Source organism: Pedobacter frigidisoli, from assembly GCF_004331675.1.
In the GTDB taxonomy this organism is placed as follows: Bacteria; Bacteroidota; Bacteroidia; order Sphingobacteriales; family Sphingobacteriaceae; genus Pedobacter; species Pedobacter frigidisoli.
The window spans coordinates 299,713-322,315 of sequence record NZ_SJSN01000003.1 but is presented as its reverse complement, the minus strand read 5'-3'; the positions used below and the strand labels follow the sequence as shown (position 1 = coordinate 322,315).

At 38.0% G+C, this 22,603-nt stretch carries 22 protein-coding genes; 15 read left to right on the top strand and 7 right to left on the bottom strand.

All coding sequences use genetic code 11. The features are described 5' to 3' along the window. Position 1: 1 nt before the first annotated feature. Positions 2–1,330, bottom strand: coding sequence for a D-alanyl-D-alanine carboxypeptidase (locus tag EZ449_RS05570; protein WP_131556976.1), 1,329 nt, complete (start codon positions 1,328–1,330; stop codon positions 2–4). Positions 1,331–1,381: 51 nt separating this feature from the next. Here EZ449_RS05570 and EZ449_RS05565 point away from each other — a divergent pair, with 51 nt between their 5' ends. The 10 genes from EZ449_RS05565 (at position 1,382) to EZ449_RS05520 (ending at position 10,173) form a co-directional block, all read left to right on the top strand. Further along, a complete protein-coding gene (locus EZ449_RS05565) occupies positions 1,382–2,629 on the top strand; it encodes an aspartyl protease family protein (RefSeq protein ID WP_131556975.1) in 1,248 nt (415 codons plus the stop codon). 103 nt (positions 2,630–2,732) lie between these two features. Beyond that, on the top strand, positions 2,733–5,243 hold the full coding sequence (locus tag EZ449_RS05560) for a zinc-dependent metalloprotease (protein ID WP_131556974.1): 2,511 nt from the start codon (positions 2,733–2,735) through the stop codon (positions 5,241–5,243). 216 nt (positions 5,244–5,459) lie between these two features. After that, entirely contained in the window at positions 5,460–5,789 is a 330-nt protein-coding gene (locus EZ449_RS05555) for an ArsR/SmtB family transcription factor (RefSeq protein ID WP_131556973.1), read from the top strand. Positions 5,790–5,845: 56 nt separating this feature from the next. After that, positions 5,846–6,313: a DUF6428 family protein gene (locus EZ449_RS05550; protein ID WP_131556972.1), complete on the top strand. Its 468-nt coding sequence runs from the start codon at positions 5,846–5,848 to the stop codon at positions 6,311–6,313. A gap of 10 nt (positions 6,314–6,323) precedes the next feature. Continuing rightward, positions 6,324–6,809 carry a GNAT family N-acetyltransferase gene (locus tag EZ449_RS05545; RefSeq protein WP_131556971.1) on the top strand — a complete coding sequence of 162 codons (486 nt, stop codon included), beginning with the start codon at positions 6,324–6,326 and terminating at the stop codon, positions 6,807–6,809. Positions 6,810–6,823: 14 nt separating this feature from the next. After that, positions 6,824–7,264 carry an arsenate reductase ArsC gene (locus EZ449_RS05540; protein WP_131556970.1) on the top strand — a complete coding sequence of 147 codons (441 nt, stop codon included), beginning with the start codon at positions 6,824–6,826 and terminating at the stop codon, positions 7,262–7,264. Between the two features lie 133 nt (positions 7,265–7,397). Next, a complete protein-coding gene (locus EZ449_RS05535) occupies positions 7,398–8,264 on the top strand; it encodes a phosphodiester glycosidase family protein (RefSeq protein ID WP_131556969.1) in 867 nt (288 codons plus the stop codon). 70 nt (positions 8,265–8,334) lie between these two features. Then, positions 8,335–9,261: a hypothetical protein gene (locus tag EZ449_RS05530; protein ID WP_131556968.1), complete on the top strand. Its 927-nt coding sequence runs from the start codon at positions 8,335–8,337 to the stop codon at positions 9,259–9,261. Between the two features lie 104 nt (positions 9,262–9,365). Beyond that, positions 9,366–9,557, top strand: a complete 192-nt coding sequence (locus EZ449_RS05525; RefSeq protein ID WP_025141747.1) for a cold-shock protein — start codon at positions 9,366–9,368, stop codon at positions 9,555–9,557. An 88-nt stretch (positions 9,558–9,645) separates the two neighbouring features. After that, positions 9,646–10,173, top strand: coding sequence for an RBBP9/YdeN family alpha/beta hydrolase (locus EZ449_RS05520; RefSeq protein WP_131556967.1), 528 nt, complete (start codon positions 9,646–9,648; stop codon positions 10,171–10,173). A gap of 233 nt (positions 10,174–10,406) precedes the next feature. Here EZ449_RS05520 and EZ449_RS05515 read toward each other — a convergent pair whose 3' ends face one another. The 3 genes from EZ449_RS05515 to EZ449_RS05505 form a co-directional block, all read right to left on the bottom strand. Beyond that, entirely contained in the window at positions 10,407–10,889 is a 483-nt protein-coding gene (locus EZ449_RS05515; RefSeq protein ID WP_131556966.1) for an anti-sigma factor family protein, read from the bottom strand. Further along, complete coding sequence (locus EZ449_RS05510; protein ID WP_131556965.1) at positions 10,886–11,467, bottom strand: RNA polymerase sigma factor; 582 nt, start codon at positions 11,465–11,467, stop codon at positions 10,886–10,888. The genes EZ449_RS05515 and EZ449_RS05510 overlap by 4 nt, the downstream gene beginning before the upstream one ends. A 395-nt stretch (positions 11,468–11,862) precedes the next feature. After that, positions 11,863–12,183 (bottom strand): DMT family transporter, encoded by a 321-nt coding sequence (locus EZ449_RS05505; RefSeq protein ID WP_131556964.1) that lies wholly within the window; start codon positions 12,181–12,183, stop codon positions 11,863–11,865. 157 nt (positions 12,184–12,340) lie between these two features. Between EZ449_RS05505 and EZ449_RS05500 the strand changes: the two genes are divergently transcribed. Continuing rightward, on the top strand, positions 12,341–12,706 hold the full coding sequence (locus tag EZ449_RS05500) for a DUF6249 domain-containing protein (protein WP_131556963.1): 366 nt from the start codon (positions 12,341–12,343) through the stop codon (positions 12,704–12,706). A 48-nt stretch (positions 12,707–12,754) separates the two neighbouring features. Here EZ449_RS05500 and EZ449_RS05495 read toward each other — a convergent pair whose 3' ends face one another. Genes EZ449_RS05495 through EZ449_RS05485 form a run of 3 tightly spaced genes read right to left on the bottom strand, consistent with a single transcriptional unit; the run spans position 12,755 to position 14,871 of the window. Next, the gene (locus EZ449_RS05495) at positions 12,755–13,183 is read right to left on the bottom strand and encodes a hotdog fold thioesterase (protein WP_131556962.1); all 429 of its coding nucleotides are present in this window, start codon (positions 13,181–13,183) and stop codon (positions 12,755–12,757) included. Continuing rightward, on the bottom strand, positions 13,173–13,682 hold the full coding sequence (locus tag EZ449_RS05490) for a DinB family protein (RefSeq protein WP_131556961.1): 510 nt from the start codon (positions 13,680–13,682) through the stop codon (positions 13,173–13,175). Before EZ449_RS05490 ends, EZ449_RS05495 begins: the two co-directional genes overlap by 11 nt. Next, a complete protein-coding gene (locus EZ449_RS05485) occupies positions 13,663–14,871 on the bottom strand; it encodes a sensor histidine kinase (RefSeq protein WP_131556960.1) in 1,209 nt (402 codons plus the stop codon). Before EZ449_RS05485 ends, EZ449_RS05490 begins: the two co-directional genes overlap by 20 nt. 221 nt (positions 14,872–15,092) lie before the next feature. On the opposite strand from EZ449_RS05485, the gene gltX reads away from it, so the two are divergent. The 4 genes from gltX to EZ449_RS05465 all read left to right on the top strand — a co-directional run bounded on the left by gltX (position 15,093) and on the right by EZ449_RS05465 (position 22,600). After that, positions 15,093–16,601: a glutamate--tRNA ligase gene (gene gltX / locus EZ449_RS05480; RefSeq protein ID WP_131556959.1), complete on the top strand. Its 1,509-nt coding sequence runs from the start codon at positions 15,093–15,095 to the stop codon at positions 16,599–16,601. A 153-nt stretch (positions 16,602–16,754) separates the two neighbouring features. Then, positions 16,755–17,591 (top strand): KPN_02809 family neutral zinc metallopeptidase, encoded by an 837-nt coding sequence (gene ypfJ, locus EZ449_RS05475; protein ID WP_131556958.1) that lies wholly within the window; start codon positions 16,755–16,757, stop codon positions 17,589–17,591. Positions 17,592–17,863: 272 nt separating this feature from the next. Continuing rightward, positions 17,864–18,997 carry a hybrid sensor histidine kinase/response regulator gene (locus tag EZ449_RS05470; protein ID WP_131556957.1) on the top strand — a complete coding sequence of 378 codons (1,134 nt, stop codon included), beginning with the start codon at positions 17,864–17,866 and terminating at the stop codon, positions 18,995–18,997. 15 nt (positions 18,998–19,012) lie between these two features. After that, entirely contained in the window at positions 19,013–22,600 is a 3,588-nt protein-coding gene (locus EZ449_RS05465; RefSeq protein WP_131556956.1) for a response regulator, read from the top strand. Positions 22,601–22,603 lie beyond the last annotated feature (3 nt).

Below are 22,603 nucleotides of genomic sequence, written 5' to 3'. Positions count from 1 at the left end.
GTTAAAAATTATCGTGGATATAGGTCATTATCCTGACCATTTCGGCCCTAACTTCGGCTGTTGGTTTTACAAAATTATTGTTCATAAAAGAATAGATATACGTTTTGCCCTTTTTAGTGAGAACATAACCACTTTGATTGTGAACACCACCCAGAGAACCTGTTTTGCCATAAACAAATGGTGTATCGGTTTTAGGGTAAGCGCTTTTTAGGGTTCCGCTTTTGCCACCCGCAGGCAACATATCAAAAAGTTTTTCGCGGTTATTAACGAGGCGATAAATTGAATCTAACAAGTAAACGTTATCTCTTGGGGTAAATAAATTCTGTCGAGATAATCCCGATCCATCTGCCCATTTAACCTTGTCGGGCAAAAATGTAAGGTAAGTTTTGGTGATGTGTTCAATTGCCTTGGTGGTACTTAAGGTATCGCCAATTTGATTCGAGCAAACCAAGAGTAAATGTTCGGCAATAAAGTTATCGCTTGGCAACAGCATGTGTTTTAAAACGGAATCTCTTTTTGCACCAGGAAGTGTTTTCGCACCACTTGGAATCTGCATCTTCACCAAGCCCACTGGCTTATGTAAGGTATCTGTAAGTATTTCTACCGTTGCTTGCGGACTGGTTTTGTATGGATTTTGTTGATTATATCCTGGCTTAATCACAACTACGGGATAGCGAAAATGGTTGGTTAAAAAATCTCTTGTTACCTGAAAACCGCCTGTTGTTCTTGTCGAATCAACCTCAAAGCATGGGGCAAAAACCCGTGGCTCGATGTTTATTTTGTTTGCACTGGCATAAGTTGAGGTGACCATATTATCCATAATTGGCATTTCGGTAATTTCGGGTTGATAGTAGTAATCATAGTCATCCCAGCTCCAACCATCGCCAAAAAAAGATCCTGAATAGCGTCCAGGAGCAAAAAACAATTTCTTATTTGAGGCTTGAAGAAAATTGTAAGCCGATTTATCTTTCACCGCAAATTGTAAAAACGATGGATCGCCAGTTCCCCAGAAAATTAAGGAGTCATTTCTTTCCACGTACTTCAATGCAGGCATTTGTTCTGGCAACATTTTCAAACTGGCAAAAAATGTGTAAAGTTTTGTGTTCGACGCAGGAGTGAAATATTTATCGGCATCCTTTTGGAAAATCATCTTCTTATCCTCCATGTTGTAGAGTGCAAAACCAACTTGATATTGCTTAATAACTGCAGAGTTTTTAAATTCTTTCGCTACTTTTTTTGAGATCATCTTATCGGTAGAACAGCTTGTAATTAAGCAGATAACGCCTGCTAAGAAAGGTAAAAATGGGCTTTGGATTTTTAATCGGGACATGATCGAAATTAAGAGATGACAATTATCAACTAATTTATTAAATTTAATTTAATGTTAACCATTTATAAGCCTGTTGTAATAATCTGTTTACGCAAATTACTGATTTGCTTTGGGCTTATATTGGCTTTTTTCGGCACAAATGCACAGGAATTTACTTTCCCAGGAAGGCGACAACTGCAATCCATCAACTTTAAATGCATCAAAAACTTGGTCATTATTCCTTTGATGGTAAATGGCAAAGGTCCGTACAATTTCGTTTTGGATACTGGCGTTGGCCCGATGATTATTACCGATCCATCGATTATCGATTCCTTGGATTTTAGCATGCTTCGGAAAATTAAGATCTCAGGCTTAGGCATAGAAACTATCGATGCTTTTGTCTCTCAAAACATTACGGCGCAAATAGGGCGAGCAAAGATTAATAATATTCCAACGGCAATTCTAAAGGAGGATTTATTTAATCTTTCTGGGCATTTGGGCTTAAAAGTATATGGTTTAATTGGTCACAATTTTTTTAACAGCTTCATTGTTGATATTCGCTATAGCGAGAATCGATTGATTTTTTCTGATCCATCTCGCAGAGTAAAATACCGAGGCAGCAAAATTCCGATAGAGATTGATAATTTAAAACCATACGTGTACGCCGATTTCGAAATTCCAGATAGCGGAAAGGTTAGGGCTAAATTTTTAATGGATACAGGAGCTAGTCATGCTTTATCTATGGAAATGCTAAATGGTAAGGCTTTTCCAGTACCATCGATTAAAATTCCAGCAAATTTGGGGATGAGCCTAAGTGGGCAAATAAAAGGTTACGTTGGAAGAATTCGAAAGTTTAGTGTAGGCGATTTCGTTTTTAATGATGTGGTTGCAGGTTTTCCTGATTTTGAATCTATTGCAACAAAGATCGATCTTAAGGTTCGAAACGGAAATTTGGGAGCTGAGCTGCTAAGGAAATTCGATATTCAACTTAACTATCAGGAGAATTTCATGTATTTAAAACCGAATTCAAACTATAAAATACCCTTTGAACACGATATGACGGGCATGGTAATTTACCTCGATCATGTTCAATATAAAAGGGTTTTGATCGGTGAAATAGATGAAGACTCGCCAGCCGAAAAAGCGGGATTATGCCAGTATGATGAAATTTTCGGGGTAAACTTTAAACCTGTCGAATTTTATACGCTTAACGATTTGACACAATTATTCAAGTCGAAATCAGATAAAACGATAATATTAGAAATATTTCGGGATAATAAGGTTTTTTATAAGGTTGTTCATCTCGAAAGAAGAATTTAAGTGTAAATAAATCGGTAATTTTCCAGTTACAACACCTTTTGAGATGTAACAAGCATTTAACTTTAGCTTCTTATTACCAAGCATTAAAAAATCTCTAATATTCATGAAGACAAACTTTAAAATACTGGCCTTGGCGGGTATTGTAGCACTTGGTGTTGCCGGATCTGATTCGGTTTATGCTCAAAAAAAATCTAAAACTACAAAAGGCGCAACGCCTCCTCTTTCTGCAACGCCAGCTGCGCCAAAAAAAGAAGGAATAAAGCCTCTCTCAGAAGTAATCACAGCAAAGGCAAGAACTACAAATGGTTTATTTAAAACACATAAAGTAGATGATAAATGGTATTTCGAGATACCAGATTCTGTAATTAACCGCGAAATGCTGGTAGTTACCCGTTTAGCAAAAGTTCCTGCTGGTGTAAAGGTTGGTAACCAACAATATGGTGGAGAGGAAATTAACGAACAGGTTTGGAAATGGGAACGCAGAGGGAAACAAGTTTACATTCGTGTACCGAGTTACGCCACAAAGGCAGATCCAAATAGCGATATGTACGAATCTGTACAAAACTCTAACCTTGCTCAAATTTTAGCAAGCTTCGAAATTAAGGCTTATAATAAAGATACGACTGGTGTAGTTATCGATGTTACCGACTTTTACAATGGCGATATTATGGCTATTGGGGCAACAGATCAAATTCGAAAGGCTTATAAAGTTACAGCTTACGATCCAACGCGTTCATATATCGATACAGTAAAAACTTTTCCAATTAATATAGAAGTTAAAACAGCGAAAACTTATCGTGCTGCCGAATCTCCAACAGATAACAGTAATGCTGCGGTAACTTTCGAGTTTAATACCTCAATGTTATTGTTGCCAAAAATTCCGGTTAAGGCCAGAATTATGGATAGCAGAGTTGGTTTCTTCGGTCAATCGCAATTAGATTATGGTTCTGATGCTCAGAAAGCAGAACGTACAGCTTACATTCACCGTTGGAATTTAGTTCCGAAAGATACGGTTGCTTACAAGCGTGGTGAATTGGTAGAGCCGGTAAAACCGATCATCATTTACATTGATCCGGCAACACCGAAAAAATGGGTTCCTTATTTAATTCAAGGGATTAACGATTGGCAAGTTGCTTTTGAAGCCGCTGGTTTTAAAAATGCAATTATGGGTAAACAAGCGCCAACTTTTCAAGAAGATCCACAATTCAGCGTAGAAGACTCGAGGTATTCGGTTGTGCGTTACTTCGCATCAGATATTGCAAACGCTTATGGTCCGCACATTAGCGATCCACGCACCGGACAAATTTTGGAGACACATATTGGTTGGTATCACAATGTGATGAATTTATTGCGCAATTGGTATTTTGTACAAACTGCAGCGATAAACCCAGAAGTTCGTAAGGCTAAATTTACCGATGTTCAAATGGGCGAATTGATCCGTTTTGTTTCTTCGCATGAAATTGGTCATACTTTAGGTTTGCCACATAACTTCGGTTCTAGTTATGCTTATCCTGTAGATTCATTGCGTTCAAAAGCATTTACCGATAAACACGGAACAGCGCCGTCTATTATGGATTATGCTCGTTTTAATTACATCGCTCAGCCGGGCGATGGCGTTACGAAACTACATCCACAAATTGGAGAGTACGATAAATGGGCAGTAAAATGGGGTTATTCTTGGTTACCAGGCGGGAAAACAGCTGAGCAAGAAAAAGAAATTCTTGATCAATGGACATTAAAGAATGCTGGCAATCCACTTTATTTTTACGGTCGCCAGGGCACCAGTTTAGATCCACGTTTACAAAGTGAGGATTTAGGCGATAACGCCATGAAAGCAAGTACTTATGGTATTGCAAACTTAAAACGCATTCTACCAAACGTAGAAAAATGGACTTACCAAAAGGGAAAAGACTATAGCGATTTAAAAGAAATCTACACAGAAATTGTTGGTCAGTTTAACCGTTACATGGGCCATGTAACCACAAATGTTGGCGGTTTAAGCGAAAACTTTAAAACTTACGATCAAGCTGGACCAGTTTATATCTATTTGCCAAAAGCAAAACAAAGAGAAGCAATTTCGTTCTTTAATCAACAATTATTCACTACGCCACTTTGGTTAATCAGCAATGATCAGTTAAATAAATTTGATAATGGCGTTTTGTTAAACCGCATTAAAGGCGTTCAAACCAATACTTTAGCTAATATTTTATCAGCTTCTCGTATTGCTCGTTTATTGGATAATGAGGCAAAAAACGGAACGGCCAAAGCTTATACTTTGCCAGAATTGTTTACCGATTTAAGGTCTTCGGTTTTCGTAGCTGGGAGAGCTGATGCATTTAAACGTAACCTTCAACGTGCCTACGTAGATCGTTTATCGGATTTAATGACAAAAGAGAACGAACTTCCGGTAGGTTTTCCTGTTGATTATGCTGCAAGTTATGGCTTAACGCCGATTAATGTTGCCTTATCTGATATCAGACCATTGGTTAGAGCAGAATTGAAAACGTTATTGGCCACAACAAAAGCTAGAGCAGCTGCTGGCGATGCCATTACAAAAGCACATTATGAAGATTTAAATATCAGAATCAAGGATATTTTGGATCCAAAGAAATAATTAAGGTTTAATATATAATTTTATAAAAACGGAGTAGATCATTCAATTGGTTGCTCCGTTTTTTGTTTGATCCGAGTAAAAACTCACTTCTAATTCAAAAGAATAGATCATTCAATTGGTTGCTCCGTTTTTTGTTTGATCCGAGTAAAAAACTCACTTCTAATTCAAAAGAATTTTGATCTTAATTTAAATCATCGTAATATTGCGATATAAAATATGGGACTTACCAAAACAGAAATATTTACGGAAGAGCAGAATAAACTTGCAAGTTTACTTAAAGCGATGGCACATCCCGCTCGAATTGCAATCCTGCAGCAAATCATCGCTGCAAATGCATGCATCTGTGGCGACCTAGTTGAGGAGTTAGGCTTGGCGCAGGCTACAATTTCGCAGCACCTAAAAGAGTTGAAGAATGCAGGCATTATTCAGGGAACCATTGAGGGAGTAAAAGTGTGTTATTGTATTGAGCCAAAAGCTTGGGCATTGTTAGAATCTCAGCTTGGAAATTTCTTAACCTCGTATAAGAAATCAGAAAGCTGCTGTTAGCTTTTTTTAAATAAATCAATCGTTAAATTGCAATATTATAATCAAATAAAATAATTATGAAACTATCAGAAATAAAAAGAATTTTAGCTACAGTAGAATCCGTTAATTTCCAGTTAGAAAATGGACAAATGGTGCCCGATCATTTTCATGTTACGGAAGTTGGAATTATTACTAAAGACTTCATTGACTGTGGAGGCAAATTGCGCCATGAAAAAGTAGCAAACTTTCAGCTTTGGGATGCGAACGATTACGAGCATCGTTTAAAGGCAGAAAAGTTACTGGGCATAATTTCCCTTTCTGAAAAGGTATTGGGAATGGATGATCTTGATATTGAAGTGGAATATCAAATGGAAACCATAGGCAAATACGACCTTGGTTTTGATGGGACAAACTTTTTATTGTTGGCAAAGCAAACTGCCTGTCTTGCTAGTGACGCCTGCGGAATCGAAGTTACACATAAGAAAGAAATGGTTAATTTAGCTGGCGAAGCCAATACTTGCAAGCCAGGTGGAGGTTGCTGTTAATCCCTATGTTATGGAGATAAGAAACCTGCTTTCCTCAGATTGGAATCTAGTTAAATCGATCTACGAAATGGGCATTGTTACGGGCAATGCCACATTTCAAACAAATGCGCCATCTTGGGCAGAATGGGATTCTGCCCATTTACCGAATGGTAGAATTGTGGCCGAAGAACATGGGATAGTGATTGGTTGGGCTGCGCTTACACCGGTTTCTTCCAGGTGTGTTTATGCTGGAGTGGCAGAAGTTAGCGTTTATATTCACCCAGAAAAGTCGGGCATGGGAATTGGCCTTTCACTTTTGGTAGAACTTGTTCGATTAAGTGAGGCCGAAGGAATATGGACTTTGCAAGCTGGAATCTTTCCCGAAAACTTGGCTAGTCTCCGAATTCATGAAAAAGCTGGATTTAGGATATTAGGTGTTAGGGAGAAAATTGGAAAGCAGAACGGCGTTTGGCGAGACACAGTACTCTTAGAAAGAAGAAGTAAAATTATTGGTTAAGCCGAACATTATTTATGAAAAAAATATTAGTGCTTTGTACCGGAAACAGTTGCAGAAGCCAGATTGCTGAAGGCTATTTAAGACATTTTGCAGGAGGTAATGCAGAAGTTTACAGTGCAGGGATTGAAACCCACGGTGTTAATCCAAAAGCAATTGAGATAATGAAAAAAGATGGCATAGACATCTCTATGCATACCTCGAATAATATTAATGAATATATCGGTATCGATTTCGATTATTTGATAACCGTTTGCGATCATGCAAAAGAAAGCTGTCCCTACTTTCCAACCCAAGCGATAAAATTGCATCACAATTTCCCCGATCCTGCCAAAGCAAAAGGCAGAGAGGATGAGATAATGGAACAATTTAGTGAGGTGCGGGATATGATAAAAAAATACGTCCAAGATTTCGCTAAAGAGCATCTAAACATTAGAACCCAACACTCACCATCCTAGGCTTTAAATGCAAAGTTCTGCCTAAACGAATATGTAAAGCCTACCATCTTAAACAATAAGTCGCATTGTATAATTCTTGAAGGGTTACACCGAAGTTTAAAGCGTTTACTATTTTTAGGGCAAATCATTTCTTATGTTCAAAAGAATACTCTTTACCGTAAGCTTATTTTTGTACAGCCTATCTATTTTTGCACAGGATGTAGATTCTATAATGTTAGTGCAAACCAACTGGAGCAAAACCAAGGTTGCCAAACAAGTTGTCTTATATCGCCACCACTTCGATCAAAAAAATCTGTTTGCTGCAAATGAAAATATATCTTTTCTAGAAGTAAAAAATACGGGTAGAAAAGCTGTATTTGCTTTGGGCGCAGAAGAAAAAGAATTGATTACAACGAGCAACTTTGGTATTGGAGATACCGCAATTGCAGCCATTAATGGTAATTTCTTTGATGTTAAAAATGGAGGCTCTGTCGATTTTGTTAAAGTGAATGGAAAAATTATCAACACCAATCGGCTAGAAAAAAATGGCAACAGAGCGCGGCATCAAGAAGCTGCGGTAGTAATTGAAAAGGGTAAAATCTCCATCAAAAAATGGGATGGATCTCCAGATTGGGAAACTAATCTTAGCGAGACAAATGTGCTTTTGAATGGCCCATTGTTAACCTTAAACAACATTAACGAAACCTTAGATACTGGCGCTTTCAATCGTCTTCGTCATCCACGCACCTGTTTAGGCGTAAAGCCAAACGGACGGATTATTTTATTAACCGTTGATGGTAGAAATGATAACTCTGCTGGCATGAGTTTATTCGAATTAACAAAAATCATGAAATGGTTGGGTTGTTCTAGCGCTATAAATTTCGATGGTGGTGGCTCAACAACTTTATGGGTAAATGGAATGTCAGATAATGGCGTAATCAACTTCCCAACGGATAATAAAAAGTGGGATCATGAGGGCCAACGAAAGGTTGCAAATGTAATTTTGGTTAAAAAGAAGTAACTCCAATAATGATGTATGGTGGTTAATTCTGAAATGAAAATTCTTACTTTAGCCATAGATTTTTATTGAAATGATTAAAAATATAATATACTTTTTCTTTTTTGTGCTGATACTCTCTTCCTGTAAAATGGGCACCAAAACCAGCGATCCAACTTTACGGGATTTTACTTTCGAGCCTGTAAAAGGCATCCGTTACCAGGAGGTAAAGCGGAGGTTTAAAGACGGACTTTCTTTCAATGCTGATGGCTTTATGCAAAAACCATCGTGGATTATTGAAGTGGTAAAAGAAGATACCATGGCCGCTTGGAGTCCGCAGAAACAAAGGATGCAGAAGTTTTACATGCAGTACGATCATGGAAATGTGTACAATTTTGCGGCAGAATTCTTCAAGGTAAAACACATAAGCAAGGATAGCTTGGTTTTTCAGCGTGTTCAGGTAAATGGAAAAGTTATTGCCTCAGATATACGTTCGGATGTAAACATGACTTTTTATGCCCAGGGTTACATCAAGAATAAACTTAAAACAACTGGCGCAGAATTACAAAAACCAACAAAGGCAGACACCGCTTTTATAGAGAAACGGTGTGCTTTGGTTAATGCAAATAGCGATAGTGCTTTTGCCGCTACAGATGCTGTACAGTTTATTCCGAAAAGTAAAATTGTTAGGGTAGAAAAAATCAGTACGGTAGATAAGGCCAACAATAGAACGGAGGCTTACGATTATATGTTTCCGCAATATATTATCCGGATCGATAGGGCTTACAAGGATTTTGCTTACCAAGTTGCTGCAGTTGTAGATTTTCAGGGTATAATACATGTGAAAAATGTTTACAATGTGCTTCCCGAAAATGCCGAGGCAAAGAAAAAAGTAGCGCAAGGTATAGCCGATATTTATGTTCGAAACCTGTTTAATATTGCGCCGGGAACTACCCTCGGAATACCACATAATAGTGAAATTACGTTAACAATAATTGGTAAGGTAATTAAAAGGCCTTAGTAATCTGCTGTTTACAAAATTTTAACGTTAAAAAAATGTTAAAATTTATTTTGATTTTAAAAATTAAAACTTACCTTGCAGACTTAATTTTAATATTTAATACAATGCAAGAAGGCACAGTAAAATTCTTCAATGTAACTAAAGGTTTTGGCTTTATCGTACCTGCAAATGGCGATAGCGAAATCTTTGTACATTCAACAGGTCTTATCGACGAAATCCGTGAAAACGACAAAGTTCAGTACGAAGTTGCTAACGGTAAAAAAGGCTTAAATGCCGTTAATGTGAAAGTAATTTAATTAACTATCATATTTACAAAGAGGGCTGCTTTCTTGCGATGGCAGCCTTTTTTATTGATTTTTTTTCTGATTTTCAGAAACTACTCTTATGACGAACTACTTCATTATTCCTGGTTTGGGCAACTCTGGTCCAGATCATTGGCAAACGCATTTCGAAAAATCTAGCACTAATTTTATTAGAATTAATCAAAAAAATTGGGATGCTCCAACGGCTAGCGATTGGACTGAGACCATTGAGCAAGCAATTTCAAATTACGATTTAGCTAACGTTGTTTTAATTGGCCACAGCTTGGGTTGTACCGCAATTGCCAATTGGGCAAGGAAATATCAAAAAGAAATTAAGGGTGCGTTATTGGTTGCGCCAAGCGATTTGGAAGCTCCACGCTATACTTTCCCAACCATTGGTTTTGATCATGTTCCTTTAGATAAAATTAATTTTAAAACCATTGTAGTGGCAAGCTCGGATGATGAATGGGTAAGTTTAAAGAGGGCGAAATTCTTTGCCGATTCTTGGGAAAGTGAATTTGTTAACATTGGCAATGCTGGACATATCAATGCGAATTCTGGATTTGGCGAATGGCCAGAGGGCTTGGAGATTTTGAAAACTTTGGGATAGTTCTATTTCTATAAATTGTTCCCGCAGATTTCGCTGATCTCGCAGATTGAAAATGATTTCTTTTCTAAGGGTAAATTAATCAGACCCCTGAGTAAACTTTTCTTCAACACAAACATCTGCGGAATCCCCTTAATCTGCGGGAGAGAATAGCGCTCATTGAGATTTGAATTATATAAAAATGCTCCCGCACATTGAAGATGATATTTTTAGAATGGGAGTGGATTACTAAAAATTTATTTATGAGCCATTTTCTTCCTCAATAAATAATCTAAAAACACCAATCCAATAACCAAATCGGCGAAAAGGAAGCTATAGATTGCTGTAGGTGTTAAGTAACTATTTAAATTGAAGTCTAAATTTACGTTCAATTTAAAATCAGATAAACTCAAGTTTGCATTGTAAACTGTATATCCAAATAAAGCGAGTAACGAAATCACAAAAAAGCCACCGATGCCGTAAATAATATTTTTATTAACCTTGGTTTTCAAGGCAACTGGAGCTGGCAAAAGCGCAACACTTTCCATCACATTCCTGGTGAAAGACATGGACGGTTCCTCTAGTTCTAAATCTCCAAAAGCTAAATTTAGGTTCAATAACTCCTCGTACTGAAGCTTAACCTCAGCATCTGATTTAATTTTTTCTTCGATGTTTTTTGCCTGGGTTGCATCTAAATTTCCGTCGATATAATCCCAAAGCTGTTGTTCTATTGTGTTCATAGTAACTCCTTTACTTCATCTTTTAACAAATATTGTAATTTTTCCTTAAGCCTTTGCCTTGCTCGATGTAATTTTACTTTTATCGTGTTTGGCTCCATATTTAAGGTTTCGCCTATTTCCTCCAAGCTTTGTTCGCCTTGGTAAAATAGGGTAATTATTGTAGCATCATCAGGCAAGAGCATATTAATGGCCTGGTTTAAAAACTTGTGACTATCTTGCCTTTCATAGCCATTTGCATTAAAACTCGAGGTATGATTTTCGAGCTGAACAAATGTTTCTTCATCATTAATAGATGAAGTATCCAAACGTTTCTTGCGCAAGAAAGTCATCGCCGTTGTATAGGTAATCGTGTACAGCCAAGTGCTAAATTTTGCTGTTTGTTTAAACGTTCCCAATGCCTTATAAGCTTTTACAAAGCAATCTTGAGCAATTTCCTCGGCATTCTCTCTATTTTTTGAAAACCTTAAAGCAAGCGTAAATACAAACCGCTGATGGCGTCTCACCAACAAAGCATACTGAGCGGAATCTCCGTTCAATACATTTTGGATCAGCTCTAAATCTGTAAATTTTTGCTCCATATTTAGCAGTAAGACTACATGCAAGATAGCGAGGTTACAGGCAAGTGATTATTTTCTATTTCAGTGTAGGTTTTTGGAAATGAAAGCTCAGTTCTTTTGGCGGCTTACGGTCCCGCCTTTTGTTTAATCTTTTTATGAAAGTTACTAACGCTAACTAGCGATTCGATCACTAGAGTTAGTAACTTTTAAGATCAAAAAAGGATTTCACTTCAGTTAAGTTTAGGTACAATGGCTGACCATCCAAACGTTAAAAATTGCACAAATTGTCCATCTAGCCCCGGGTGAAGCGTTACCCTGCAGGGCTGAGGTACGAGGCCCGAAGCGTAAAAGCAAAACACGGGAACTATGTTATTTACTTACACAGGTATTGCGCTTCAAAAAAAATGATTTTATAGTTAATGCGATGCAAAAAACTTCAAACCTGCAATAGATCCGATTAGTGTGCAAATGAAAAATATGCGCCAAAAAGTAGCTGGCTCGTTGAAATAAGCGATACCGATAATTACCGTCCCAACGGCGCCAATGCCTGTCCAAACGGCATAAGCTGTGCCCATTGGTAAAGTTTGCGTGGCCTTATTAAGCAATACAAAGCTTAATGTAATGCATACAAAAAATGCTGCACTCCATTTTATATTCGAAAAGTTATTCGAAAGTTTAAGGCAAGTTGTAAAGCCAACTTCAAAAAGTCCAGCAATAATTAAGATAATCCAATTCATTGTGCAAAAGTAGAAATGTTTTTACCTGAGATCTGAAAATTGATTATTATTTATTGATTATTTTCTTCATAGAGGTGTAACCTGATTTAAAAGTGTGTAGTCATAATACACAGAACACGGTTCATTTAAAAAATATTAACAATTAAAAAATATAATCATGACAGGAATATTAGTCCCAATCTCACTTTTTTTAGGCGCATTCGCAATGGTATTTGGAATACGCTATTTATCTAACAAGGAAAAAATGGCCATGATCGAAAGAGGTATCGATCCAGGCGTAAGTAGATCTACGCCAAAACCATTTTTAAGCTTAAAATTCGGTTTACTTTTGGTTGGTTTAGGCATCGGTTTATTAGTTGCGTTGTTTACAGTAAGATCGACATTTGGTAGCGATATGACCCATACAGAAGAGGGCCAGGCCGTAGCGATTTATTTTGGATGCATCGGGATTTTTGGAGGCATCGGCCTAATCGTTTCTTACGTAATCGAGAAGAAATGGCTAGATAAAGAATCCCTAAAATAGTCAACTTGCGAGGTCTTAAATGCCTGAATCGGCGAGACTTCGCAAGTTTTAAACAGTTTGCGGTTTGTTTATAATGGCAACTGTCAAACGGCTGACGCAATTCATTTTTCCACGTTCATCGTAAATCTTTATTTCCCAAACCTGGGTTTTAGCGCCGCGGTGTAAAGAGGTACAAATTCCCTTTACCAAGCCACTTTTTACTGGTCGTAGATGATTGGCGTTTACCTCCAAACCTACGGCCAAATATTTCTCTGGATCGATACACATGTAAGAGGCAATGCTGCCTAATGTTTCGGCTAAAACAACCGATGCGCCACCATGTAAAATGCCAGCGGGTTGGTGGGTACGTTCATCGACAGGCATAGTGCCGATAATGTAATCTTCCCCAATTTCGGTAAATTTTATATCCAATAAACCGCCTAAATGGTTCTTCGGACGATTATTTAATTCATCGATAGTAAAGTTTTTAAACCACATGGTAACGTACTTTTAAAATGGAAACATGGTGAATAATGTGGCCGCCAGCTATAAATAAAATAGATTTTACATTGATTTCTCTACCTGATGCGATTCCTTTTCTATTCAGTTCGTCATCGTTAAGTGATTTAAAAAGATAGAGGTTAGCTTTTCGTAAGGCTGCAAATTCCTCAGCCAAATCTTCCAGATCTCGCTCTGCGAAACGGGCGTTACTCACATAATCATCTTCTTCAAAACCTGGCAAATGCTGTTGGTCATTTCTGGCAAAACAAGTAATGCGATAGGCGAAAACACGTTCGGCATCAATAATATGGCCCAGCATTTCTTTTAAAGTCCATTTGCCTTCGGCATAAGCATAATTGGCTTTATCTGCATTTGCCAAAAATAATGTAGGAATACTTTCTACCTGTTCAGTTAAAATCTCGAAAATATCTCGATCAACCTTGCTAATGTAGGTTTCGCCCCAAATAGGGTATTCGTTAGGCTGTGGTCGGTTCATATCTTAAACTGCTTTTTAAAATAATTCTGAATGTTGTTCCCTTGCCCATTTCGGAGTCTTTTACAAAAATTTCTCCGCTGTGGTAGTTTTCTACAATACGTTTGGTAAGTGAAAGCCCTAAGCCCCAACCACGTTTTCTGGTGGTGTAACCAGGTTGGAAAACTGCATCAAATTTAGACCTTGGGATTCCCTTGCCAGTATCGGTAACATCAATAAATACCTGTTCTTTAGCAAGGTTTTCAATGATGTTTATGGAAATAGAACCTTCGTTTTCGATGGCGTTTGCAGCATTTTTCAATAAATTTTCAGTTACCCAATCAAACAATGGCACGTTAAGCATCGCCCTAACTTGCTCATCGCCTGTAATACTAAACTTTACCTTATCTGATGTTCTAACCTTAAAATAACGAATAAAATCACTGATCACAATGTAAACAGTGTGGTCTTCGAGAATTGGTTTGGAGCCGATTTTTGAGAAACGATCCGTAATAATTTCCAATCGTTTAATGTCGTTCTCCATCTCTGCAATCAACGGATCATCTTCAGCATCGAATTTCGATTTCATTAGCTCGACCCAGGCCATTAGAGATGATATGGGTGTTCCTAACTGATGCGCAGTTTCCTTGGCCAAACCCACCCAAACATGGTCTTGTTCATCTCTTCGGGCCGAACTAAATGCAGCGTATGCCGTTAAAAGAAATAGAAAAATGACCCCCATTTGAATGTATGGAAAGTAGCGAAGTTGGGTTAAAATGAATGAATCTTTGTAGTAGGCTTTGTATTTACTACCCAAAATGTTCATCTCTAACGGACGGTGCTGCCCTTTCATTATTTTTAATTGACGAACAAAATACAGACTATCGTAAGTAAGTTTAGTATCGGCTGTTATGTAATTCGTTTTCGTACTATCTAAACCAAAAAAAGAACTGATTGTACCGCTCGAATCTACCATTATAACTGGCACTTTGGTATTTGCCCTAACGGTTTCAACTACTGTGCTAAAGTCATCATTATCCATTAAAAACATGGAACGTTCTTGGATTCTCACCCAAAGTTGCATTTGAATAGCTTCTTCACGTTCCATTTTCTTTACAAAAGAATCGGTATAAAAAACTGAGGCAATGCCGATTAAGATTGCAAATATGAGTAGGAAAAATTTCCAGCGGCGTTTCTTTTGATAAGGGTTCATGCTTTGGTGGGCAAATTACAATAACAAAACGAAAAAAACAGAAAACCATTATGCTTTTCATAAAACCGTAGAATAATAATTTTGAGACTATAAGAGCTGGATTGCCTATGAAAACAAGAAAAATGGATGAAAAACCTATCTTTGCATCGTCATGCGATTTGCGCTGAGCGACGAGCGTTAAATCGCCAAACGCTAGGCGCCAAACGCCCAACAAACCAATCATGGATAAAAAAGTTAGAGTAAGATTTGCCCCTAGCCCAACCGGAGGCCTGCACTTAGGCGGTGTTCGTACGGCGTTGTTTAATTATTTGTTCGCAAAAAAGAACAATGGAACCTTCGTGCTTCGTGTAGAAGATACCGACCAAAATCGTTTCGTTGCCGGAGCTGAAGAATACATTGTAGATTGCCTAAATTGGTGTGGCATAACGCCAGATGAAAGTCCAAATAACCCGGGGATATATGGTCCTTATCGCCAAAGTGAGCGTAAACCGAGCTACAGAAAATTCGCTGAGCAATTAATTAATGATGGTTATGCTTACTATGCTTTTGATACGCCAGAAGATTTAGATGCGAAGCGTAAGGAAATTCCGAATTTCCAGTATGGACAAGCGTCTCGTATGCAAATGCGTAATTCCCTAACGCTTACCTTAAACGAGGTTGAGGATTTATTGGCAGCGAAAACACCACATGTGATCCGAATAAAAGTGCCAGAAAATGAAATTGTACATTTTAACGATTTAATTCGTGGCGATGTAAGTTTCGAAACTTCTATAGTCGATGATAAGGTTTTGTTAAAGGCCGATGGAATGCCAACTTACCATTTAGCCGTTGTGGTTGATGATAAGGCGATGGAAATTTCGCACGCTTTCCGCGGTGAGGAATGGTTGCCATCTGCACCCGTGCATATTTTGCTATGGAAATATTTAGGATGGGAAGCTGATATGCCAGCTTGGGCACATTTACCATTAATCTTAAAGCCTGATGGACATGGAAAATTGAGCAAACGTGATGGCGATCGCTTAGGTTTTCCTGTTTACGCAATGAATTGGACTGACCCCAAAACGGGCGACATAACGCAGGGTTTTAAGGAATTGGGTTTTATGCCTGAGGCTTTTATTAATATGCTGGCGCTTTTGGGCTGGAATGATGGAACGGAGCAAGAGATATTTACGCTTTCAGAATTAGAGGAGAAATTCTCGATAGATAGAATTAGTAAGGCAGGAGCTAAATTCGATTTCGAAAAGGCAAAATGGTATAATCATGAGTGGATTAAGCAGGCGCCGGTTAACAGTTTGCAGTTGCCAGTTAAAGCCGAACTGCAAAAAGCCGGAATAGAAATTAGCGATAACGGTTACTTAAATACTATTATCGACTTAATTAAAGATCGTTGTACTTTGCTGCCAGATTTTGTAGCGCAAAGCAGTTATTTCTTTGCTTCACCAACGGAGTATGATGTGAATTCGGTTAAGCCAAAATGGAGTGCTGAAAAAGCAGAATTCTTCAATAGCTTCGCTGAAAACTTAACACTTGCTGACGCTTCGAGTGCGGAGGCCGCATTTAAAAGCTTGGCCGAAGAAAAAGGATTTAAACCAGGCGAACTAATGTTGCCTTTCCGGATTATGTTGGTAGGTGGAAAATTTGGGCCTGGTGTTTTTGATATCGCTATTTTACTGGGTGTAGAAGAAACTAAAGCTAGAATTGCAAAAGCCCTAGCGGTTTTCAATAGTTAGAATATAATTCATAAAGTTATTAAGGCTCGAAATTTTTCGGGCCTTTTTTATTTCAATACACCCTAAAAGAATAAATCAGAAAAATAATTTCTAATTTGGTCTAACAATTGTCATACAATTCTGGTTATTGATTAAACTAAAAAAAATAAGGCTATGCAGTGGTTTGGTAAAGGCAGTAATAATGTAGAAGATGGTAGAAGTGGAGGCGGAGGTAAAACTATTTTAGGTGGTGGTATCGGGATTATTGTAGTGGTACTCGGTTTAATCTTCGGTAAGGATTTATCGGGTGTGGTAAGTCAAATCCCAACTGGAAATGGTACAGAAGAAGTAAAGCAAGGTGTTCCGGCAAATGATCCGCAGGCACAATTTGTTTCTGGTGTGCTAGAATCGACAGAGCAAGTTTGGGCTAAAGAATTTGAGGCCATGGGAAAACAATACGAATACCCAAAATTAAGGCTTTTTAGAGATGGCGTACAAACAGCTTGTGGTAATGCAAGTGCAAACGTTGGTCCGTTTTATTGCCCAGGCGACCATAAAGTATATATCGATTTATCATTTTACGATGAGCTTAAAAACCGTTTTGGTGCAGCTGGCGATTTCGCCCAAGCTTATGTAATTGCACACGAGGTGGGTCATCATGTGCAAAACCTTTTGGGTATTTCCGAAAAATTAGATCAGGCTAGAGGACAGGTGAGCGAGAAAGAGTACAATCGCTTATCTGTAAAATTAGAATTACAGGCTGATTTTTTTGCGGGTTTATGGGCACATAACGCACAGAACCTTAAAGATTTTAAATTAGATGAGGGTGACATTGAAGAAGCTCTTACCGCTGCTAATGCCATTGGCGATGATAAATTACAAAAGCAGGCAACTGGAGATGTTCAGCCAGATTCTTTTACACATGGAACTTCAGCGCAGCGAATGTATTGGTTTAAAAAAGGTTTCGAAACGGGTGACATTAAACAGGGCGATACTTTTAGCCAGCTATAGGTTCTTTATTTTGAGGGGAGGTTGTGTAATAGCAGCACAATTTGCCCACCTAAACCCGATAGAAATGAAAAGCGCCGAAAAGCATTTTAATGCTTAAGGCCTTGTAATGGATAGCGGGAAAAAACTTAAATCTGTGTACAAACGCTGCTTTTTAAAAAAAAAACTAAGAAAATTAAAACTTTTTTTAAGTTTCGCTGTTGGTTTACAGTTAATGAGATTTTTGTCTCGAAACCAAACATAATTACCCCGACTTCTGATTTTTTTCAATAAAGATGATCCTAATAGTTGATGACAGGCCTGAAAACCTGATCTCGTTACAAAAAGTATTACAAGCACACAATTTTGAGGTCGAAACCGCTTCATCGGGAGAGGAAGCGCTAAAAAAAGTTCTGAAGAATAATTATGTCTTAATTATTCTCGATGTTCAAATGCCTGATATGGACGGTTTTGAGGTTGCCGAAGCCATTTCTGGTTTCAGTAAGGCAAAAGATACCGCCATTATATTTTTGTCGGCTGTAAATACCGAGCTTAAGTTTATTACTAAGGGTTACATGAGTGGCGGCTTGGATTATATTACCAAACCTGTCGATATTAATGTGCTTTTACTTAAAATTAAAACTTTCTACCGCATTTACGAACAGAGTAGAAAGCTGAACGAAGTACAAGAAAAGCTATTGGAGGAAATTGAGTTTAGAAAGCAGGCCGAACACAAAAAAGATGAGTTTATTAGTATTGCAAGCCACGAATTAAAAACACCTTTAACCAGTGTAAAGGGTTATATCCAATTGCTTCAACGAAGTTTAAGTAAGGATAATAAGGAAATGGCCCAGAGCCATATAGAAAAGGCAAGCGTTCAGCTAGAAAAATTGAACGACTTAATTGTCGACCTACTCGATATCTCCAAAATCGAAAGCGGGAAGATGAAATTTAACATGAAAAGTTTTTGTGCAGATAACATGGTTAACAATGCCATAGAAATGCTGCAGCAATCTAATCCAGATTTTACAATTACAAAACTTGGTAAAACCAGCGATATGGTTTTTGGAGATGAAATGCGACTAGAACAAGTTGTTATTAATTTCATCACCAATGCTATAAAATATGCCCCAGGAACCAACCAGGTTAATGTTACCATTAATATTAAGGATGAAAAATTTTATCTGGCCGTTAAGGATTTTGGTATTGGAATCCCTAACGAGCAACAAGATAAAATTTTCGATAAATTTTATCGCGTAGAGGAAAACAGCAATCGCTTTAATGGCTTGGGTATTGGATTATACATCTGTTCGGAGATTATAAATCGCCATGGTGGTACAATAGGTGTTAATAGCGTACCCGATGAGGGCTCTGAATTTCATTTCATCATTCCCATTACTGAGGCAGAAATCTTAAAAAACCAAGAATAATCATCAATCTATATAATGAAAACAACGCTTAAAAATAATTTACGTTTAGGCCTCGGTTTGTCGCTAATTATTCTATTTATCAGTTCACTGGCATCTTACATTAGCATTAGCAACCTTATTAAAAGTACCGATTTGGTTAAGCATAGCGATGAGGTTATTCTTAATACGGAAAGTGTAATATCTGCATTAAAGGATGCAGAAACTGGGCAACGTGGCTATCTGTTAACCGGCAATAAAGTTTTTTTACAGCCATACTTGGGCGCAAGCGATACAGCAGCTGCATTATTAAAGCGTGTTGCTTTGGCTACTGTAGATAACCCAACACAGCAAAAGAATGTTACTGAACTAAGGGAGATTTTATTTAAACGTATGGATATTATTAAATCTACGGTTGAGATAAAATCTTTGGGCGGGCAAATAGATCCTACAGTGCTTTTGCAGGGAAAAACCTATATGGACCAGGCAAGGGCTATTGTTAGTAAAATGGTTGTCGAAGAAAGACGTTTGCTTGATGAGCGAACTATAGAGTTAAATAAGCTAACTGCTTACACGCCAATTCTTATTCTTATTGCTGCGGCGTTGGCTATTTTAATCACCTTGTTTTTTTATAGAAAAGTTTCTGTTGATTTTGATGAACGCGTTAAACTTCAAAGAGAGATCGAGGATAAAAAGCATGAGATGGAGAAACGCATTATTGCCATTAAGGAAATTGCGCTTCAAATTTCAAATGGTAATTATGGTGTAAAGTTAGATAACCAAACACAGGATGATATTGGAGAGCTTTCAGGTTCGTTGAACACGATGTCGTCTTCGTTGAAAAAATCTTTCGATACCTTGGCAGAAAACGAATGGATTCAAACCGGTGTGGCTAACCTTAATGTAAAAATGGTTGGCGAAAAAGACGTTTTCCATTTGGCAGAAGATATTATTGAGTTTTTGGCGAATTATACCAAAAGCCAAATTGGGGCCATTTACCTATTTAAGGATGATGGTTATTTGCACCTCAAAGGTCAGTATGCGTTGCAAGGAAAAAATTTAACTCAAATTATTGAGCTCGGGCAGGGATTAATTGGGCAAGCTGTTAAATCGGGCAAAGCAATTCTATTGGATGATGTTCCGCAAAACGAGCTTACTGTAACCCACGCCACAGGAAATATAAAACCAGCACAACTAATTGTATTGCCAATTATTCGGAACGGAATTTCTATTGGAGGTTTGGAATTGGGTACCATTGCACAATACTCAGAATTGCAATTGCACTTTTTGAATTTAATCCTATCTGATGTAGGCACCGCATTACTTGGCGCCCAAAACAGACAGAAACTGCAGCAGTTATTAGAGGAAACCCAAGCACAATCTGAAGAGTTACAGGTACAACACAATGAGCTCGAAGGGATGAACGCAGAGCTTGAGGCACAGGCACAAAAACTTCAGGCATCAGAAGAAGAACTTCGCGTACAACAAGAAGAGTTATTGCAAAGTAACCAGGAGTTGGAGGAAAGAAGTAGCTTGTTGGAAGAGAAAAACGAACTGATTGAAGAACGTAACGTAGAAATACAACAAAAAGCGGAGGCTTTGGAATTAAGCACTCGCTATAAATCGGAATTTTTAGCAAACATGTCGCACGAGTTAAGAACGCCGCTAAACTCGATTCTGCTACTATCTCGATTAATGGCCGAAAACGAAGCGATGGATCCTGAGCATCAAGAATATGCAGGTGTAATCCAGAGCTCAGGACAAGGACTACTAAGTTTGATCGACGAGATTTTGGATCTTTCTAAAATTGAGGCTGGTAAAATGGAATTGGATAGGGCAAACATTAAGATTGATGAGGTAATCCAAAACATGCGTTCGCTATTTAATCCTGTAGCGAAAGAAAAAAACCTAAACTTTGTTGTAGAAAAATCGGTTGAAACGCCAGAGATTTTCAATACAGATAAAATGCGTTTAGAGCAGATTATTAAAAACCTGTTATCCAATGCGATTAAGTTTACAACCGAGGGTTCTGTAACCTTAAATATTGATAAAAATGAAAAGTTAAATGCGCTAATTTTTAAGGTAACTGATACTGGGTTGGGTATTGCGCCAGAAAAACAAGGGATGGTATTCGAAGCCTTTCAACAGGCAGATGGTTCTACAAGGCGTAAGTTTGGTGGTACCGGTTTAGGATTATCGATAAGTAGGGAATTGGCGAAATTATTGGGTGGCTATATTGATTTGAAAAGTAAAGAAGGCAAAGGAAGTATTTTTACCTTAACATTGCCAGTCGATAAAAATAAAGGCTTTGATGGTGTTGTAGATCCGTGGGAGAAATCGATTCCCGAAACTCCCGATTTGGCTCCCAGGAAAATAGAAAGGTTAACGGTTATGAATATTCCGCAAGAAATTGAGGATGATCGTGATAACATACAGCCCGATGATAAGGTAATTTTGATTGTAGAGGATGATACACCTTTCGCCAAAACACTTTTGGATTTTACCAGAAAAAGAAATTATAAGGGAATTGTTGCCGTTCGTGGCGATGTGGGTATCGAAATGGCAAAAGCATATAAACCAAAAGCAATTTTGCTCGATATTCAATTGCCAATAAAAGATGGTTGGCAGGTAATGGAAGAGCTTAAGGCAGATCCCGCAACTCGCCCGATTCCGGTTCACATAATGTCTTCTTTGCAGGTTAAAAAAGAAAGTCTGCTAAAGGGTGCCGTTGATTTTATTAACAAGCCTTTCGCTTTTGAGCACATGCAGGAAATATTTTCCAAGTTAGAGCATGCCTTAAGTCGCCACCCAAAAAAGGTGTTAATTGTCGAAGAAAATGAGCAACATGCAAAGGCCTTAAGTTATTATTTAAGCAACTTTGATATTCAAACCGAAATCGTTAGCCAGGTAAGTGATGGTGTTTCTGCTCTGCATAAGCCGGAGATAAATTGCGTAATCTTAGATATGGGGATTCCGGATAAACACGCCTACGAAACCTTAGAAGTGGTAAAGAAAACTCCAGGACTAGAGAATTTACCCATAATAATTTTTACTGGCAAAAACCTATCAAAAGGTGAGGAGAATAGAATTAAGCAATATGCAGATTCGATTGTGGTTAAAACGGCCCATTCTTACCAACGTATTTTGGATGAAGCAGGCCTGTTTCTACATTTGGTAGAAGAAAAGAGTAAGGAAAAAACCAAGTTGCCAAAAAAATTCTCTGAGCTGCAAGACGTTTTAAAAGGGAAAACTGTATTGGTTGCCGATGATGATGTTCGGAATATATTTTCCTTAACCAAAGTTTTGGAGCAACATCAAATGAAAGTTCTGGCCGCAATTGATGGAAAGGAGGCGCTAAAAATGCTAAGCGATAATCCAGAGATTGATGTTGTTTTAATGGACATGATGATGCCCGAACTTGATGGCTATGAAACGACAACGGCTATCCGCCAGGATTTTAAATATAGAAACCTCCCAATTTTAGCAGTAACAGCAAAGGCAATGATGGGCGATCGGGAAAAATGTATTGCTGCGGGTGCTTCAGATTACATTAGCAAGCCTGTAGATATGGATCAATTGGTCTCACTCCTACGTGTTTGGCTATACGAAAATCACCATAAATCTTAACCA

What these genes read in the sequence shown, in the direction of transcription:
- EZ449_RS05465 (WP_131556956.1), top strand. Translation starts at nt 19,013, where the DNA reads ATGAAAACAACGCTTAAAAATAATTTACGTTTAGGCCTCGGTTTGTCG.
- EZ449_RS05510 (WP_131556965.1), bottom strand. Translation starts at nt 11,467, where the DNA reads ATGGAGCAAAAATTTACAGATTTAGAGCTGATCCAAAATGTATTGAAC.
- EZ449_RS05560 (WP_131556974.1), top strand. Translation starts at nt 2,733, where the DNA reads ATGAAGACAAACTTTAAAATACTGGCCTTGGCGGGTATTGTAGCACTT.
- EZ449_RS05545 (WP_131556971.1), top strand. Translation starts at nt 6,324, where the DNA reads ATGGAGATAAGAAACCTGCTTTCCTCAGATTGGAATCTAGTTAAATCG.
- EZ449_RS05520 (WP_131556967.1), top strand. Translation starts at nt 9,646, where the DNA reads ATGACGAACTACTTCATTATTCCTGGTTTGGGCAACTCTGGTCCAGAT.
- ypfJ (WP_131556958.1), top strand. Translation starts at nt 16,755, where the DNA reads ATGCAGTGGTTTGGTAAAGGCAGTAATAATGTAGAAGATGGTAGAAGT.
- EZ449_RS05530 (WP_131556968.1), top strand. Translation starts at nt 8,335, where the DNA reads ATGATTAAAAATATAATATACTTTTTCTTTTTTGTGCTGATACTCTCT.
- gltX (WP_131556959.1), top strand. Translation starts at nt 15,093, where the DNA reads ATGGATAAAAAAGTTAGAGTAAGATTTGCCCCTAGCCCAACCGGAGGC.
- EZ449_RS05505 (WP_131556964.1), bottom strand. Translation starts at nt 12,183, where the DNA reads ATGAATTGGATTATCTTAATTATTGCTGGACTTTTTGAAGTTGGCTTT.
- EZ449_RS05525 (WP_025141747.1), top strand. Translation starts at nt 9,366, where the DNA reads ATGCAAGAAGGCACAGTAAAATTCTTCAATGTAACTAAAGGTTTTGGC.
- EZ449_RS05540 (WP_131556970.1), top strand. Translation starts at nt 6,824, where the DNA reads ATGAAAAAAATATTAGTGCTTTGTACCGGAAACAGTTGCAGAAGCCAG.
- EZ449_RS05490 (WP_131556961.1), bottom strand. Translation starts at nt 13,682, where the DNA reads ATGAACCGACCACAGCCTAACGAATACCCTATTTGGGGCGAAACCTAC.
- EZ449_RS05515 (WP_131556966.1), bottom strand. Translation starts at nt 10,889, where the DNA reads ATGAACACAATAGAACAACAGCTTTGGGATTATATCGACGGAAATTTA.
- EZ449_RS05485 (WP_131556960.1), bottom strand. Translation starts at nt 14,871, where the DNA reads ATGAACCCTTATCAAAAGAAACGCCGCTGGAAATTTTTCCTACTCATA.
- EZ449_RS05495 (WP_131556962.1), bottom strand. Translation starts at nt 13,183, where the DNA reads ATGTGGTTTAAAAACTTTACTATCGATGAATTAAATAATCGTCCGAAG.
- EZ449_RS05565 (WP_131556975.1), top strand. Translation starts at nt 1,382, where the DNA reads ATGTTAACCATTTATAAGCCTGTTGTAATAATCTGTTTACGCAAATTA.
- EZ449_RS05550 (WP_131556972.1), top strand. Translation starts at nt 5,846, where the DNA reads ATGAAACTATCAGAAATAAAAAGAATTTTAGCTACAGTAGAATCCGTT.
- EZ449_RS05555 (WP_131556973.1), top strand. Translation starts at nt 5,460, where the DNA reads ATGGGACTTACCAAAACAGAAATATTTACGGAAGAGCAGAATAAACTT.
- EZ449_RS05535 (WP_131556969.1), top strand. Translation starts at nt 7,398, where the DNA reads ATGTTCAAAAGAATACTCTTTACCGTAAGCTTATTTTTGTACAGCCTA.
- EZ449_RS05570 (WP_131556976.1), bottom strand. Translation starts at nt 1,330, where the DNA reads ATGTCCCGATTAAAAATCCAAAGCCCATTTTTACCTTTCTTAGCAGGC.
- EZ449_RS05500 (WP_131556963.1), top strand. Translation starts at nt 12,341, where the DNA reads ATGACAGGAATATTAGTCCCAATCTCACTTTTTTTAGGCGCATTCGCA.
- EZ449_RS05470 (WP_131556957.1), top strand. Translation starts at nt 17,864, where the DNA reads ATGATCCTAATAGTTGATGACAGGCCTGAAAACCTGATCTCGTTACAA.